Genomic DNA, 15853 nt, shown 5'->3' with positions numbered 1-15853 from the left:
GAAATCCTCCTAGCTATGGGTGTTGGCGACCATATCGTCCTGCAGCGTGCGGCCGGCGAGGAGGTAATGGAGTGCCGCCCAGCCATAGCCGCAGATGAAGATCACAATCGACCATTGTAGCCCGCGGGCGTCCGCGCTTGCGCAGGCCGCAAGGCTGTCTGCTTCGCCACTGGCGAGGACGGCGCGTGCGTCGGCGCCCAGTGCAAGCAACGGTCGGCATGCTTCCAGCGTCAGCCCAAGTCCATAGCCATCGAGGAACACGGTCTTCAGGAAGGTCGAGAGGATCCCGATCAGCGGCGGGCCAAGGCCATAGCCGAGCAAGTTCACGACAAACAGCGTGATGGCCACCGAAGTTGCGCGCATCCGGCTGTCCACGACACCGCCTGAAACCGCATACATCGGCCCCAGATAATAATAATGGATCATTGCCGCGATCATCAGCGCGGGCATTGCCAGCCATAAATCGCCGACAAGAAAGCCGAAGGCATAGAGCGGCACAGACGCCGCCATGCCGAGCGCGGGTAGCCAAGAAAGCGCCTTGGGATAGCGTTGTGACATTCTGTCCGCGAGCCAGCCAGAACTGAACACACCGATCGCGGCCATCACGCCAAGGATGATCCCGAACAAAAGCGAGGCCATTTGGATCGACAGGCCATGGGTGCGGATCAGGAATGACGTGGTGAACTGGCCCACGCCATAGCCAACAAAGGATGCGAGCATCGCACCGAACACGACATGGCGGTAAGCGGGCTTTCTCCAGAGCACGCGCATCGCTTCGCCAAAGCCGGCTTTTTCCAGGCCCTGCAAGGCAGCCGGATCGGTATAGCCGCGCGGTGGTTCCTTGATCGTTCGCCAGACAATGAGCGACAGCAACAAGCCGGGTACGCCGACCACGACAAAGGCGATTCGCCACCCTTCGACCTGCGACCAATCCAGGCTACCGAACAGGAACCCAAGGCCGATGCTATTGATCCAGGCGCCAAAATCTGCGCCGTCGAGACCGGCCAGCTGGCCGCCGAAAATCGATGCGAACATGCCGCCCAGTGGAACGCCCAGCGCATAGATGGAAACCGCCGTGGCCCGGCGGGAAGGCTTGAAATAATCGGCGATCAGAGACTGCGCCGGCGGCGTGCAGCCCGCTTCGCCAATGCTGACACCGACACGGAACAGGAACAGCATGAGGAAGGACATTGCGAAGCCACATAACGCCGTAAACAGGCTCCATATGGCCACGGCGGTCGCAATGATGATGACCCGGTTGTACCGCTCTGCGCTGCGCGCAATCGGAATGCCAAGAAAAGTGTAGAGCACCGCAAATGCCGGACCGCCCAACATGCCCATCTGCCAATCTTCAAGCCCAAAGCTGAGCTTGATCGGCTCGGTCAGGATATTGACGATCGTGCGGTCAATGAAATTGAATATGTAGACCATTAACAGGGCCATGAGCACATAGTTGCGATAGCCCGCCGTACCGAAACCTTCGGACGCAGCCCCGGTGGTTGGCGGCGTATCCGCCGTCAATTCCGCCATATTCATCCTCCCGACACCTGCGCTGGCAATCCGCCGGAGACTGTTTGTCCCTCAAACACATGCACTGTCTTTTTCGGAGGTTACCTTGTGCGCTTATCGGGTTCGCGTAAAGCCCGGAACGGGACCGATGAACTCCGATGATATGTCGCTCGAAAGGACGATCATGAAATATGTGTACTGGGTGATTTTGGCACTGCTGGCGCTGATGAGCTTAGCAGCCGGCGGCGCCAAACTGGCGATGATGCAGCAAGAAGTTACATTCTTCGCTGAAGCAGGGCTTGATGCGAAATGGCTGTACCCGCTGGGTACAGTTCAGGTCATCGGCGCGCTCTTGGCAATCTATCCGCGTTCACGCGCGCTTGGCGCGGTTGTAATGGCGCTCGGTTTCTTCGTGTCTTCGGTGGTAATCTTGATGACGGGGAATATCGGTTTTGCCTTGATTTCCCTTATCCCGGTCATCCTGTCTGGCTTTGTGGCCCGTTATGCGAGCCGCGCCAGCACATAGGATCGGACCGCACGACGCCCTTCAGCCGGACCCCTTGGCAGATTAGAAATCGAATCGGAGGGACCCGACTGCTTCGGTTTCCTCCTGGTTGAGAAGCTCTACACCGTTCAGCGTGACTTGCGCATCGCTATGATTGATCCCGAGATTGAGCGACAGGCCCCGCGCTACGTCATAACGCACGCCAAAGGCACCGGACTTCTCTTCTTGGCCTTCTGTTTCGCCATAATGGGCGCCGAGTGAGAAGGTGAGCGATCCCGTCTTGGTTTGCCAGCCAGCCGATACAAACCATCGATCTGCGTTGAATGCCGGGCTCTCCAGTCGCTCATAGCCCGCAGCAAGATCATACAGGCTGCTGCCATAGACGATCTCGGCCGTTCCCGTGATCGCATTGCTGTCGGCGTTCAGGAATTCACCATGGCGATAATGGGCACTGAAGCGCAAATCCTTGTTCCCGATCGGACGCGACCAGGAAAAGCCAAGATCGAAATCGCCATCTTCGACGACGACGGCGCTGACCCGCGCGGGCCCGAACTGACCGAAATATCCGCCACCCCAGTTTGAAAGCTGGCCAAGGCCTTCATCAAAGGCCAGCACGGCATTGCCGGCTCCGCGCCGACGCCGGGTTTCCTCGCGGACGACCCCGCTGACTTCGCCGCCAACCAATGTGCCCCAGGACCCGCCGATAAAGCCTGCGACATTGTCGCTATATGTGTCGGAGCCGTCATCATGCTGATATTGGCCGAAATAGGCGACGCCAACATTCCAGCGATTGCCGAGCTGGGTTGCGGCGCTGACCTCGAAATTGCCTATAAAGCCGGGATGGAAATCGTCCATGCCTTCAAAATCATAGGTGAGGCGCGCATCGGTGACGCCGGTCACCTCTACCGTCACTCCAGCAATATCGGTCGCCAGCGGCTCTTCGAGGGATGCCAGCGCGTCGCTGTTCAGCGAAAAGCCTTGGGCGCGTGCTGTATCAGGTACTGCGAACTGGGTGCCGATGATCACAGACAACGGCACCAGGAAGCGAAGCGGAGTTAGGTTTGAAGAATTTTCCATCGGTCAGACCCTCGCCGGAAAGACTGTGTGGAAGGCTTGGCGCGCGATCGCGCGGCCTGCGGCCATGGCCGCGACATGATCGCGTTCCCAATGGACGCCGCCATAGAGGCGACTGAGCCCGTTTTCTTCGGCTGCCTGGCTGAGGCTGGTCCAGCTGCGGCGAACACCGCGCAGCTGCGGCCACAACACCTGGTCTGGCGATTCATGCGAGAAGGATACTTGATCGGTGCCCAACAGCAGCGCAGTAAGCTCTGTGCCCGCCGCACCAAATGTCGAATGACCGGATGTGTAGGCCGGGAACTCAGGTGTCGGGATGTAGCTGCGCCAGCCCCGTTGCCGTTCAACCCGCGGATCGGCATTGCCAAAGCGTTCGGCCCGGTGCCGGATTGCAGTTTCGGGGCGCAAGATATCGTGATGATATTTTGCATCCCAGGCATTTATCGCCGCGTCGCATTGCGTCATGCCGAGCAGGGCAAAGGCGCGCGCCAGGTCCAGAAAATCAAGGCCCCGATCCTGGAGAACCTGCACGGCCGTCAGGATGAAATGACCGGGTGGCGTGATGCCCCATGGACCATCTTCCCAGAATAATGCGATCTCGGACTGGTCGGGGGTGCGAACAGGGCTGTTCGATGCGCCGAGCATGCGGATCGTGTGAAACTCTTCGGCAAATTCCGGGCTTGCCGGGTCAAGGAAATCGGCGGGCCGGAACTGAGTGCCGCTGCGCATCGTCCACGGGGTGATCTGCCCGAGGCCCGGAAACAGTCCGCGATCATAGGTCGCAAATGCGGGGCCCGGTGATGCGCTGTAAAATGGCCCGGTCGGCGTCCATTTCAGTGCGTCGCGACGCCGCGGATAACGGCCGAGATAGTAATTGATCCGGTTGGGCTCTGCTCCGTCATTGGTACGCATGCGGACAATCTGCATGCCCACGCGGCGGCCCCATTCAATGCCAAGCGATTTCGCGTCGCCGTCGGGGAACCGATCTTTGAAAGCATTGCGCTCGAACAGGAATGGCTGTTGGAAATTTTCGGACGCGGCGGTTGCGAAGGCGACACCGTAAGCGACTTCCGGATCGGCCCCGCGCGGGCCCTGGCCGATACCGAAAGGCTCTGCATAGCGGCCGATAATGCCATTCGCTGCCAGGAAGCCGGCGGCCATGGGCGCGGCCAGATTATAGGCAGCCCGTGGCGGTGGTACGCGTTGATCGCGGATCTGTTGGAGCGCGATATCGGTCCAATGGAACACTGAATTGCGATGGGCAGGGCGAAGGATCGGCGTGAGATAAGAAGATCGGCTGCCAAATGGCGCGGTACACCCGGATGCCAACATCGCGGACGCAGCAGCTGCTGCGCCAAGGACGCGTCTTCGATTCCACATCTTCATCCCCCTTCGTTTCTCGATGATTCACCGCGCAAGCGCAGTGAGGCCCCCGTCGAGAATGTTGAGGCAAACTAACCAGAGAGCATTAATATTGGCTCAATGCGGCCGACCGGGATGAATACTGCAAGGCACCGACGGATCGAGCGTCACTGAAAATCACATAATCAGCGCGGGATAGTCAACAAAATACTGATAAATATATATAATATAGGCTATGCATTCGTGCATAGCATAAGCGCAAGACTAGTGTTAGCGGGTAGGGGGGAGAGCGCGTATCTAAGGGTCAAGACGATGGATTGGTCCACCGCCTGCATCGAAAAAGACTAATTGGAGATACGCCATGACCAAGATTTACCCAGCAGCTTTCATCGCTTCTGTTCTCGCTACGGTTTCCAGCTTCTCGCTGGCCCTGGTGAGCTCACCGCTGACGATCCTCGCTGCCTAACCGATAGCGCGCTTCCGCGAGCCCCCTCTCCCGGGTCGCGCATCACTACCCAGCCTCTCATCCTCCCCGGATGCCCTGCGCCCTCGCCAGTCCCCCTGGCGGGGGCGCTGTTTTTGGGAAGCCGGCAAGATTCGATCTGCGGGTCTAGCCCACGCGTTCAAAGGGAACCGCCAGGCCCGGCAGGCCGATCGGTTCAAAGTCTGGAAGATTTCGCTTCTTGCGATAGAGCTTCGGAAAATCTGCCAGCAGCTCTTGCTGCTGTTGCTGCGCGGAGACCGAAATTCGGGCGTACATCCGCATTTCGAAATCATCGTCACGCCAGAGACGCGTCCAATCGCCAGGCGCAACGCGGCCGATTTCAGTCTCGATGGCCTTGAAGTCGCCGCTGCCCCCAAAACTATGACCAAAACCGAGCAGATCGACGCGATCTAGGGCGAAGGGCTCATCATTGATAATGAAGATGCTCCACTCACAGCCGTCATCGCGCTGTTCGATGCACGCTGCAGCACGGAGAGAAAGAGCAGAGCGGCGCATGTGTATCAACCTCCCTTCATTCGGTTTGACGGGAGTATTGCAACCATCGCCTCAACGCCAGTCGCGGATTGCAAGGCTTGTGTTTGGGAAATGGCGCGGGACGCAGTCTGGAGCGTACCAATCTCCACAGCTTTCGCCCGAGAATTTTGAAGATACCCGCACTGTCTGCTTTGCGCCCATTGCGGACATTGGATTGCAAGGGTAACGCAGCGCGAGCGTTGTGCGAAAAAGTGTTGTATGATGCCAGTTACTTGCCACACTTACCATTGCTCCAACTTCCAATTAGGACATCGATGAGGTCTGTTTCGAAGAGTAGGCGTACAATCTCGCTTCGGCAGTATGTGAAGCGCAGGAATGGCGTGCCGTTAGGCGCCAACGGCGCACTTCAAAACATGCTGCAGCGTTCCTTCGGTGCGGGATCATTCGCTGGTTTTTGGCGGTATTGGAACCCGATCTTTGGCTACTATCTCGGCAGATATGTCTATCGACCTGCGAGTGACGTAATGCCGCGCTGGCTGGCGCTGATTATCACATTCCTAGTATGCGGCAGCCTGCACGACCTCGTAACACTTCTAGTCAGGGGGTCGACCCAGTTCCTGTTCACTTTGTGGTTCTTCTTTTTTTCTATCGGCATATTGATTGGTGAAGTAGCAGGACTGGATATTGCCGGATTGCCGACCTGGCTTCGCGCGGCCATCCACATCGGGTATTTGTCGATCTGCCTATTTTGCGCGTTGTCGATGCAACGCCTGTTTTAGGCGCAGCTGCGGCAAGGTCGGCAAGGAAAAAGATGATCTGGAAATCAATTCTCGGAATACTCGTTGTTGCTATTGCCATTGTTGTTCTTGCGATCGCCATCCCTTTGGCATCACCTCCAAACGACGCAGTCCGCACCGATATCGTCATTGCAAACGTGAATATCGTAGACGTCGAAGAGGGACGGATCATCGAGGGTCAAGACGTCTTTGTACGCGACGGAACGATTGCGCAGATCGCACCGGCTGGCACGGTCGAAGCGAGCGGATACACTGCGATTAACGGACGCGGCCGCTATTTGATGCCAGGCTTATGGGATATGCATTCCCATTCCATCCAGCTGTCGCCACAGTTTCATCACCCGCTGTTCATCGCCAACGGCGTGACCAGCGTGCGAGACATGTCAGGCTGTATGGGGGAACCGGACAGTTTCTGGGCATGCACACAAGACAGGCTGCGTTGGAATGACAGGTTGGTGAATGGCACCGGTATTTCTCCGCGCTATCCGCTGCAGAGCAGCTATCAGATGGATGGCGGAGATGAAGTGCCCAGCGGTTTTCCAGATTTCTTTCGTGCCAATGATGTTGCCGGGATCACCGAGATTGTCGCCTATTATCGCAGTGACGGAGCCGATTTTCTCAAGACATATTCAGACTTGTCTGTTGACGCTTATCAGCAGCTGTCGCGAGCGGCTGATGCCAATGGCCTTTACATTGCGGGGCATCGGCCAATTCGCGTGTCGCTCGATCAGGCAATTGATGCAGGACAGCGCAGCATCGAGCACCCGCGACTATTTCTCTTCGAATGCTTTCGGGGAGCGGCAGACTTTCGAGCGTTGCCGGATCCACTCGCTGTGTATGACCCTGATCTGAAGCGACGTCTGATAGATGAGCATGATCCGGCTGCCTGCGATGCATTGATGAACCGGATGGCGGAATCCGAGGTGTATTGGACACCAACGATGCAGGTGCTCAGCGTTCCGGCGCGCGCAGGCGATGGCTCGCTCGAAGACGATGAGCGATTGAGGTACATACCCTATGTGCTCGAAGCAGGCATGTGGCAGGGCGATGTCAGTCGTGCGCTTCGCGATGGCGAGGCCTCTGATCGCCTTACCGTAGATCAGGAGCTCCACGCTTTGGCTCAGGAGAACTTGGTTGCAGCTTATGAGGCAGGCGTAAACCTCCTGATCGGCACCGATTCCGGGGATAGTTATATCTATCCCGGTTTTGCCGTACATGACGAGCTCGCAGCTTTTGTGGAGGCGGGTATTCCCGCCGAAGCGGCGCTACGCATGGCGACGATTGAAGCCGCTCGCTTTGCCGATGCAAATCTCGTCAATGGTTCGATCGATGTCGGAAAAGCCGCCGATTTAATACTACTCAATGCCAATCCCTATGCTGATATTGAAAATAGCCGTTCGATTGAAGCGGTCGTCCTAGATGGCCGATATTTAGACCGGGACGCGCTCGACGAACTGTTGCAATTTGCTGAGCGCCAAACCGGCAGTATCCGGTTCAATCTACAGATGGTCTGGGCTGCCATCGCGAGCCCCTTGATGCGCGTCCAGCTGGCAGACTAGGTAACACAGCACTGCCCAATAACGTCCGCTTTCCACCCATTGCGGACATTGACAACTGCAACCGGCGCGCATGATAGTCGCGTGTCCAAACGTCAGCTGAGGTTTATCGATGATACCCGTAGATCCAGTTGATTTGGCCAGCTCAGCCCCGTTCGATCCCATCAGCTATTACCTGCATATTTCCGTCGGTATAGTCGGGTTGCTGGCTGCCCTGATTGCCCTGTCGACCAAAAAAGGGAGCCGAGTTCATATTTTCGCTGGCAGAACCTTCGCGGTCAGCATTTTGGTCGTCGCAATCTCATCGTTGGTCCTGTTGTCAGTTCGTATGGCTCCACCGCTGCTGGTGGCGGCTCTGACATCAGTTTATGCGGTTGGAACGGCTCTCTTGGCCTTGAAGCCCGCAACGCGAAGAATTCGCACGTTCGAAACTGGATTTTTCATTTTTGAGATCGGCGTAGTTTTGCTGTTTCTTAGCTTCGCCATCCCTCAGGTCGCCGCCGGAAACATCCCATTGATCGGCCCGCTGGCAATCCTTGCCATACCGATAATATTGTTGGCCGGTGACGTTCATTTCTTTCGTAATGCGGACCGCAGAGCGGCGTTGCGAATACGTCGCCATCTAGCCCGAATGATCTGGGCCTTTGCAATCGCGGTCCGGGCGCCATTAGCTGAAGTGTATTCTCAGCTTGAGATACCCATCCCCTTCATCTTGATCGGTCCGCTCATCGTCGCTCCGATGCTAATCGCTGTGTTTTTGCCGCGTTACCCCGTTGCTTCGCAACCGAGGTAGGCCAGCTCGTATCTCGAGGTCAGGCATATCCTGTTTCGCGCCCTAACCAAATGTCCGCTTTCGGCCAGAAACGGACGTTTGCCCTGATAGCACAATGCAGTGCTGGCATTTCATCCCATGGAGGGCTGAAGTAGGGCTAAGGTAGGTGTCAGCATCGGCAAAGCCGCGAACGAGTGCGCAACCGCCGAATGCCAATGAAACTGGGGCGCAGCCATGTATGTCTGTACTTAGGCTGGAATGGTGGTGCCCGGGGACAGAATCGAACTGCCGACACTGCGATTTTCAGTCGCATGCTCTACCAACTGAGCTACCCGGGCATAACCGCAAGATCGTGCGGGAACAGCGCCTATAGGCCGGGTCAACTATCGCTGTCCAGCCCGTTTTGTTGCATCGCAATCGCCTCCGGATCGGCGGGCGGGCCGGCGACCCGATAGCCATCGCCCAACCATTGCAAGAGATCGCGATCGCGGCAGCCAGCGCTACAAAATGGCCGGTGGTCCGTACTGGGTGGTTTCCCGCATAAGGGGCAGTTTTTGGAGCGAGACGCTTTTGTCATGGTGGCAAAGATATGGGGGGATAGAGGCGCTTGGCAAGCGCGTCGACGAAAGAGTTGGGGTCGCTCCGGTCGGCAGGTTTCGACGGGCTAAAAGGATCCGAGGCTGTCGAGGTCCAATATCTGCTGGGCCGGGCGTTCGGCCATTACCGCGAACATTTCATCGCCGCGTTCGGTGCGCTCGACATTCATCGATGCAAAGATCGCCATGATAAATCCGGAAAAAGCGCTCCGGCGATAGGCAAGTCGGTTGGCGTCGAGGTCTATCTCAGCTCCTTGTTCGGCAAGCTGGTCGAGATAGGCGCCGAACAAACGGCCTTCTTCGGCTGCGCGGATCTTGGGATCGGCAATGCTGGTGCCGATCAGATAGGCGATATCGCCCGGTCCGGAACCCAGGCCGACGGTCTGCCAGTCAACCACGGTCACCGCGCCACTCTCCGCATTGAACAGCAGGTTATCGATCCGGAAGTCGCCATGGACCACGGTGGGCGTTGTCAGCGGCTGGTCGAGATAGGGATTGATACGATCGATAAACTCGTCGCCCATCTTGAATATCTCGGGCGCGAGGCGTTCGCGGTAGCGATCCTTGAACCCTTGATACAGGCCAGGAAGCAGGGTGCGCACCAGCTCCTTGTTGGCCGATCCGTAGTTGAACCAGGGATAGTCGGACAGCCGCGGGGAATCCCATAGCGGCGCATGGAGTTTGGCGGCCTCCCGGATTGCGGCCTGGATCATGTCGAGCGTTGCGCCCTTGAGTTGATCGCCCTGGCGAGCCGGGCTCATATCGCCGAGCAGCAAGGCGAAATCGACCTCATTCTCGGCAATCTCGGCATGATAGCAGGGCGGGCAGGAAACCGAGATCTCGTCAGCCAGATCCTGGTACCAGCTGATCTCGAACAGATAATTGCGCAGCGTCTTGGCGATCTGGCGACTGTCCGGATTGGTGCTCGGGCATTTGGCAACGATATGCTCCGGCCCGTCATGACCATCCCATTCGAGCGAGATGCGGAAGCTGTCACACATCTGGCCGGTGCCGATTGTCTCATGAGAGAAGCCGGACAGCGAACCGGAGGGTGCCTTTAGTGCGCTTTCGAGCCAGGCCGTATCGAACTGGTCAGGATGGGTCGGGATGGCGCTCATATCAGTCTGCCATGTCCAGCAATTCGGAAAATCCGCTGGGTGCATGCGGGCCGACTATCGCCTGTTCGAGCACGCCATGGCCCTGATGCGCGGTGCCATTGATGGTCAGCGTTGCGCGGGAGAAGGCCTGGATATGCCAATGCAGCTGTTCGTGCGGCGCGGCAGCGGCAGCCTCAATCGTGTCATACGCCGTTTCGAGACCGCCATGATCCAGCCCGTGACCCCAGACCGGATGCATATAGCCAAGCCCGGACATATGGAAATCTGGGCCAACGGGCTCGATCGTGAGCGACGCGCTGCCATCCGGAGCAAGCATTGCATCAAGACGGGCCACGCGGCGGGTGCCGGATGTGTAGCTGACCGTATAGTCTATCCGGTCATATTCGATGGCATCGCCTCCAATTGTGTCGATCACCCCGCGGCGGTTCCAGCCTTCGCCATCGCCATCGTCATTTGTGTGAAAGAAGCTCACCCGGTCAGAGAAGTTGAGCGGGGCCCAGAGCCAGTAGAATTGCGGCAAGGTACCGCTGGGTGGCGGCTGTGATTCTGGCGCACCGATCGGTCGAATACCCCAGCTGCGATCGCGCGTACCGAAATGCGTGTCGCTGGAAAGCGCGTGATCGGTCCCGTCATGCGTGATCGTGCCGGACCAGCCGCCATTCTGCGTCATCCGCGTATAGTCCATAAACATCCGAGGCCCGTTGCGGCGGGTGAAACGCGGTTCCTCGATCGGCGCATGGCGCGCGGTGAACAGGATATCGGCGGTGATAGGGCTGTCATTGTCGGCAATGGTGAGGCGCAGCTGCGCAAGCGCTTCGACGATTTCCACGCGGATCGGTCCGACTGTCATGTCGAGCCGTTCAGATCCCATGCGGCGCGACGCGCGGATATTATGCTGCACCCCGTCGATCAGCAGGCAGAAGCTCGCATCGATAATGTCGAGTTGCGGATAGATGCCCATGGCGGCAGCAAAGAAGATGCTGCCGTCCGCGCTATAGCCGTTGAAGAAATAGCGGTCGTAGAAGTTGCGGTCCGCCCCCGAAACAGCCATCGGTTCCGGCGTCTGGTGCAGCGGATAATCATCGCCCTTGGTCAGCATCTATCTTTCTCCCTTGGCGCACGTTGGCACAATCTGGGCGCAAGGCAAATATCACCCCGGATGAGGATTGCTGGCATGGCCAGCCCACAGGGCGATGGTGACATCGGCTTTTATCTCTATACCTGTGCCGATGCGTCGTTCGAGCGTCGCGATCCAGTCTGGCTGGGACGCGAGCCGGGCGGCAATATCGGGATGAACGGTCAGCGTAAGGGGGCCGACACCGGTCACGCGCTCCGCACGGCGCAAAAGCGCCCGGGCAGCCGTCGAGACAGCATCATATTGCGCATATTCGAGCAGCGAGGGGCGCGTGCGTTTGCGCACGATCTGCAACAGGCCAAATCCGTTCACCGAAGTTCGCTCAAAAGGGTGATGGAGGGCAGCATCGAATGCGTCTGCTGCGGCCTGACGGTCGGTCTTGGCCGATAAACTCGGCAAGTCGATCACCGTCGCGCCGCCAATGTCGAGCCGCCGGATAGCTTCAGCGCTGGCTCGCGCGCCAGCGATCGCGAGTTCTGCAGGTGGCAGTGCACCATCGACATCAATCACGGTCATCGCCGGGGTGAGAGCGATACGCAGCGCGCCGCCGGAGAAAGGCACGGCGCCGGTTGCTGCCTGCTCGATGAGTTCGGACCAGCCCGCGTCTTCCAGTGGATCTTCGCCCGGATTGAGGAGCGTTTTGATCGGACAGTTGGTCTTCGCAATCCGATCATGGAGAGTCGGCGCTGGTCTGGCGGTCCGACCCTTCGCTGCCGGGCGGGTACGGGGGCCTTTTATTTTTCCAGGCTCGGGAATGGCGCTACGACTGATCTCGACCAATATGGTCGCGCCTTCGGTGGTTCCTGTTGGGATCGGTTCGAGGAGCCCGTTTGTGCCATCTTCGAGCATGACGCGGCCAACCCGGTTGCCGGGCAAAATATCGCTCAATTGCGCTTCGCACACCATCCCCGCGCGTACGCCGTCTTCCTCCGGCTCAATATGTGCTTCGATGATCTCGCCATTATCGACGAGCGCCGCCCGGGCCTCACCAATGCCCGCTTCATAGAGCCACTCAGTCAAGGGGATATCCGGCGGTTTCGAGAAGTATGCGCGTCTCGAAAAGCGGCAGTCCGATGACGCCTGAATGGCTGCCCGAGAGAAAGCGGACCCAGGCTTCCGCATATCCTTGGATCGCATAGCCGCCAGCTTTGCCGTGCCATTCACCACCGGCGACATAGGCATCGATCTCGGCGGGTTTGAGCTGTTTGAAGGTGACGATGGTCGAGGATGTTTTGTGCCGCGCGATGCCCTCTCTATCAACCAACGTAACCGCTGAATGGACGCGATGGCGTCGACCGCTGAGCAGCGAGAGGCACTCGCGCGCTTCGGCTTCCTGTTCCGTCTTGGGTAAAATCCGGCGACCAGCAGCGACAACCGTATCGGCGGCTAACACCAGCGACCCGGTGTGACGCGGCGCCACGGCGGCGGCCTTCTCTGCGGCAATGCGGCTCGCGTAGACACGGGGAAGTTCGCCCGCACGCGGGGTTTCATCGATATCAGCCGGGTCGATCGCATCCGCCTCGATACCGATCCGTGCGAGCAGCTCTTTGCGGCGCGGACTGGCAGAGGCAAGGATCAGGCGCATCGGAGCGCGGCCTGCCTATTTAAAGCGATAGGTGATGCGGCCCTTGGTCAGGTCATAGGGCGTGAGCTCAACCAGCACTTCGTCGCCGACGAGCACCCGGATGCGGTTCTTGCGCATCTTGCCGGCGGTGTGGCCGAGTATTTCATGATCATTTTCGAGTTTGACGCGGAACATTGCGTTGGGAAGCAGTTCCACAACCTGTCCGCGCATCTCGAGGAGTTCTTCTTTTGCCATAACTGTCCATATAGTGCCGAAATTTGGCGCTGCCATAGCGGTAAGCCGCAGCAAAGGGAAGGGATTGGCTAAATTCCGACGATTGGGTGAGATTCTCGCCTACCTGCTAGCCCGTTCGACCCAAGGTCCGACGCGCCTTTTCAATCGTTCGCCAGGCCAGAGATTTGGCATGGTTCTGGTGCGGGAAACGCTTCGGCGATGCAGGGTTCAAACCCATACGCCGCAGCGCCGCGTTCATTTCCCGGGCATAGCGCTCGCGATAGGTCCATTCGGACCGCCAGGTAATCGACAGGGACAGGGACGGTTCAGGGCCATTTTTTACCCAATGCGGTGCTTTTACAGGGACATAGATTGCTTTGCCGGCGCTTAGCTCGAAAGCCCGGCCGCGCGCGGCAAAATCGTCCCGCCATTGCAGGTTGCGATGGCCGCCCGCATGAAAGGCTTCATGATCCTCACCCGATGCCAGTTCTTCGTCATCGGCCGGAAAAACTGTCATCGTCTTGCTGCCCTTGAGCTGCAGCAGGATATTATGCTCGGGATCCATATGAAACGGCGTCACCGCGTCCGGCGAGGACAGGAAGATAAAGCCTTCCAGTTTTAGCATATCGCCGGTGATATCGCACACGATCGGTTCGATCTCGGCCAGTGTTTCGGCAAGCAAATCGCGATAGGCAGGGATTTGCTCGATGAATTTCAGCACCATCCAACTGCCATTGCTCTCGATATTGTCGAGCGTCTCGGCGATACCAAGACCATTGTCCGGCACATCTGTCGGGTCGATGCCCACGGGCAGATCGGCGCGATTATATTCGACATCCACGGGTCGGATTGAGAGCGCCAGTGATTTGAGCGCTTCCGGGGTCAGCAACGGATGCTCACGCAGCTGATGATCGAGCAGGGCCGGGCCTTCGGGATATACGGAGCGCAAGCTGGCCAGGGATTGGGCCGCAAAGACGATCGGCTTAGTCATTGGCCCTACCTCCGAACCGCGCGACCCAGCTGCGTAGCGTTGAGGATGCATCCTCGGCCATGCGGCTGGCGCGAAACACCCAGCGGTTGCGCTGGCTACCGATCGGTACCGTCACACGGACAATCTCACGCCGCTCTGCCCAGATACTCTCGATCATCGCATGGTTTTCGGTAGCGCAGCTATCGACCCAGTCGATGTCCGATCGATCAAGGATGCGCAGATTATACTGTTCGATCAGAATGCCAGGAGAATAGCGGGCATAATCCTCGTCGAATGCGATCTTATAGGAAAACCCGCCTTTTCCGGTCAGGAAATTAATCAGCATGGCAATCGGTTTGCCGTCGAGATCCATGCGGTGAAAATCGAGCTTGCGGGCGGCGTGCGCCCCCTGGGCCACGGTCATCAGGAATTCCGCCTCGTTCGGATTACAGGCAAGCGCGGTGCCTTGCCGGCCTTTCCATCCTCGGCGTTCCAGTTCGAGAAACGCTTCGATCCACGGCGTAGCAGATTCATCGGCTTCGAGCGTTCGGAAACTCAACTGGCCCTGTTCGCTCAGCCGCTTGGCGAGCCGGTTGAGTTCCTTGCGCTTCTTTTTACGGACATTGGCTTCCCAATAGTCGGACGGGTTTGCGTTGCTCTTCAACATCGCCCGCTGCTTGCGCAGCACCGTGTCGCAAGGGCGGCCGAGTTTTGCGGCGGCATTTTGCAGGCCATATAAGCTGCGGCTGTTGGCAGGCAGATCCGATATGTGCATCAGATTTGCGGACCAGGGCCCCATATCAAGCGCTGTGATCAGCGCGATCCAAAAGTCCGTCTCCATCCCCCGCCGGACTATTGGTGACCCGAGAAAACTGTGATGATGGCGCCAGTTCATGACATTGCCGACCGGGAGGCGGCCATAGGTTGGATCATAGGCCAAGGGGATCAGTCCGACCAACAGGCCATCCATCGAAGTGACCAGTGCGAGCTTCACTTCATCCTGCTCGGCGAGCAAGGCAAGGGAGGGTTCCAAGAACCATCGCTCAGCGAAACAGTTTGGATCAGCGGCCTGGTCTGCCAGAACTGACCATTGGGCACAGAGTGCGGGGGAAATATTCGCTGGCAAAACGAAATCGCAAGACAGGAAATCTTCAACCTGCCTGCGCGGTGCGCGAACATATCCGGCTGGCAATTCGCGCGATGGACTGAGCGGCGGATATGCCGGTGTCGTAATACGCTCGCGCTGATACATATGTTCTTCCCCAAGTACAGGTTGATGAACAGTCTTTAAGCGCGCGCGGTTAATTCATTTTTGAGAAGTGCGGTTATTGAGAAGGGTTAATTTTCGCGCCTCCAGGATGGCCAGCCAGATCGGTTGCAAGTCTGGATAATGAGCAAGTTTTCAACACAGGCCAGGGAGTAGGCATCGAGCTAAACCTAATGCTCGACCGGCAGCAAATAACTGATATCTGGTGCTTTTAGGGCAGCATGCCCGGCTTACCGCCGCTTGAACCGTTGGTGCGGATGGTGTGGGAGACGGCTGCAAAAAGAAAAAGCCCCGCCAGACGAATCCAGCAGGGCCAAGGTTCAGGAAGCGATTTGGTGCAACAAATCTGTCGCAAATGCAAGTCGCTCTGCCGCTTGCATGGGCACTCGCCGGGTCGGAAGTTTCTGCTATGTTG

General features: G+C 58.1%; 16 protein-coding genes and 1 tRNA gene. 4 read left to right on the top strand and 13 right to left on the bottom strand.

Annotation, left to right across the window (positions count from 1 at the left end; all coding sequences use genetic code 11):
• Nucleotides 1-9 precede the first annotated feature (9 nt).
• A complete protein-coding gene (locus HFP51_RS09610; RefSeq protein ID WP_176875517.1) occupies nt 10-1530 on the bottom strand; it encodes an MFS transporter in 1521 nt (506 codons plus the stop codon).
• A 127-nt stretch (nt 1531-1657) separates the two neighbouring features.
• Between HFP51_RS09610 and HFP51_RS09605 the strand changes: the two genes are divergently transcribed.
• Nucleotides 1658-2035: a DoxX family protein gene (locus HFP51_RS09605; RefSeq protein WP_218135294.1), complete on the top strand. Its 378-nt coding sequence runs from the start codon at nt 1658-1660 to the stop codon at nt 2033-2035.
• Nucleotides 2036-2077: 42 nt separating this feature from the next.
• On the opposite strand, the gene HFP51_RS09600 is transcribed toward HFP51_RS09605, so the two are convergent.
• From HFP51_RS09600 to HFP51_RS09590, 3 genes are all read right to left on the bottom strand, one after another.
• Complete coding sequence (locus tag HFP51_RS09600; RefSeq protein ID WP_176875516.1) at nt 2078-3091, bottom strand: hypothetical protein; 1014 nt, start codon at nt 3089-3091, stop codon at nt 2078-2080.
• A gap of 3 nt (nt 3092-3094) precedes the next feature.
• Entirely contained in the window at nt 3095-4468 is a 1374-nt protein-coding gene (locus HFP51_RS09595) for a vanadium-dependent haloperoxidase (protein WP_176875515.1), read from the bottom strand.
• A gap of 592 nt (nt 4469-5060) precedes the next feature.
• Nucleotides 5061-5450 carry a hypothetical protein gene (locus tag HFP51_RS09590; RefSeq protein ID WP_176875514.1) on the bottom strand — a complete coding sequence of 130 codons (390 nt, stop codon included), beginning with the start codon at nt 5448-5450 and terminating at the stop codon, nt 5061-5063.
• A gap of 359 nt (nt 5451-5809) precedes the next feature.
• Here HFP51_RS09590 and HFP51_RS09585 point away from each other — a divergent pair, with 359 nt between their 5' ends.
• The 3 genes from HFP51_RS09585 to HFP51_RS09575 all read left to right on the top strand — a co-directional run bounded on the left by HFP51_RS09585 (nt 5810) and on the right by HFP51_RS09575 (nt 8575).
• Nucleotides 5810-6208 carry an MBOAT family protein gene (locus HFP51_RS09585; protein WP_218135293.1) on the top strand — a complete coding sequence of 133 codons (399 nt, stop codon included), beginning with the start codon at nt 5810-5812 and terminating at the stop codon, nt 6206-6208.
• Nucleotides 6209-6240: 32 nt separating this feature from the next.
• Nucleotides 6241-7785: an amidohydrolase family protein gene (locus HFP51_RS09580; protein WP_176875512.1), complete on the top strand. Its 1545-nt coding sequence runs from the start codon at nt 6241-6243 to the stop codon at nt 7783-7785.
• Between the two features lie 133 nt (nt 7786-7918).
• Nucleotides 7919-8575, top strand: coding sequence for a hypothetical protein (locus tag HFP51_RS09575; RefSeq protein ID WP_176875511.1), 657 nt, complete (start codon nt 7919-7921; stop codon nt 8573-8575).
• A 241-nt stretch (nt 8576-8816) separates the two neighbouring features.
• On the opposite strand, the gene HFP51_RS09570 is transcribed toward HFP51_RS09575, so the two are convergent.
• The 9 genes from HFP51_RS09570 to HFP51_RS09530 all read right to left on the bottom strand — a co-directional run bounded on the left by HFP51_RS09570 (nt 8817) and on the right by HFP51_RS09530 (nt 15423).
• Nucleotides 8817-8892: transfer RNA gene (locus HFP51_RS09570), tRNA-Phe, on the bottom strand.
• A 41-nt stretch (nt 8893-8933) separates the two neighbouring features.
• Entirely contained in the window at nt 8934-9131 is a 198-nt protein-coding gene (locus HFP51_RS09565) for a DNA gyrase inhibitor YacG (protein WP_176875510.1), read from the bottom strand.
• 87 nt (nt 9132-9218) lie between these two features.
• Nucleotides 9219-10268 carry a phosphotransferase gene (locus HFP51_RS09560; RefSeq protein WP_176875509.1) on the bottom strand — a complete coding sequence of 350 codons (1050 nt, stop codon included), beginning with the start codon at nt 10266-10268 and terminating at the stop codon, nt 9219-9221.
• 1 nt (nt 10269) lies between these two features.
• Nucleotides 10270-11367: a hypothetical protein gene (locus tag HFP51_RS09555; protein ID WP_176875508.1), complete on the bottom strand. Its 1098-nt coding sequence runs from the start codon at nt 11365-11367 to the stop codon at nt 10270-10272.
• Nucleotides 11368-11418: 51 nt separating this feature from the next.
• The gene (locus HFP51_RS09550; RefSeq protein ID WP_176875507.1) at nt 11419-12423 is read right to left on the bottom strand and encodes a ribonuclease E/G; all 1005 of its coding nucleotides are present in this window, start codon (nt 12421-12423) and stop codon (nt 11419-11421) included.
• Nucleotides 12416-12988, bottom strand: coding sequence for a nucleoside triphosphate pyrophosphatase (locus tag HFP51_RS09545; protein WP_176875506.1), 573 nt, complete (start codon nt 12986-12988; stop codon nt 12416-12418). The genes HFP51_RS09550 and HFP51_RS09545 overlap by 8 nt, the downstream gene beginning before the upstream one ends.
• Before the next feature lie 15 nt (nt 12989-13003).
• Complete coding sequence (gene infA / locus HFP51_RS09540; protein WP_010162480.1) at nt 13004-13222, bottom strand: translation initiation factor IF-1; 219 nt, start codon at nt 13220-13222, stop codon at nt 13004-13006.
• 106 nt (nt 13223-13328) lie between these two features.
• Complete coding sequence (locus HFP51_RS09535) at nt 13329-14192, bottom strand: transcriptional regulator (RefSeq protein ID WP_176875505.1); 864 nt, start codon at nt 14190-14192, stop codon at nt 13329-13331.
• On the bottom strand, nt 14185-15423 hold the full coding sequence (locus tag HFP51_RS09530; RefSeq protein ID WP_176875504.1) for a GNAT family N-acetyltransferase: 1239 nt from the start codon (nt 15421-15423) through the stop codon (nt 14185-14187). The genes HFP51_RS09535 and HFP51_RS09530 overlap by 8 nt, the downstream gene beginning before the upstream one ends.
• Between the last annotated feature and the right edge of the window lie 430 nt (nt 15424-15853).

Source organism: Parasphingopyxis sp. CP4 (genome assembly GCF_013378055.1).
In the GTDB taxonomy this organism is placed as follows: domain Bacteria; phylum Pseudomonadota; class Alphaproteobacteria; order Sphingomonadales; family Sphingomonadaceae; genus Parasphingopyxis.
Note: the sequence above shows the minus strand (reverse complement) of the source record. Positions and strands in the feature narration are given on the sequence as shown.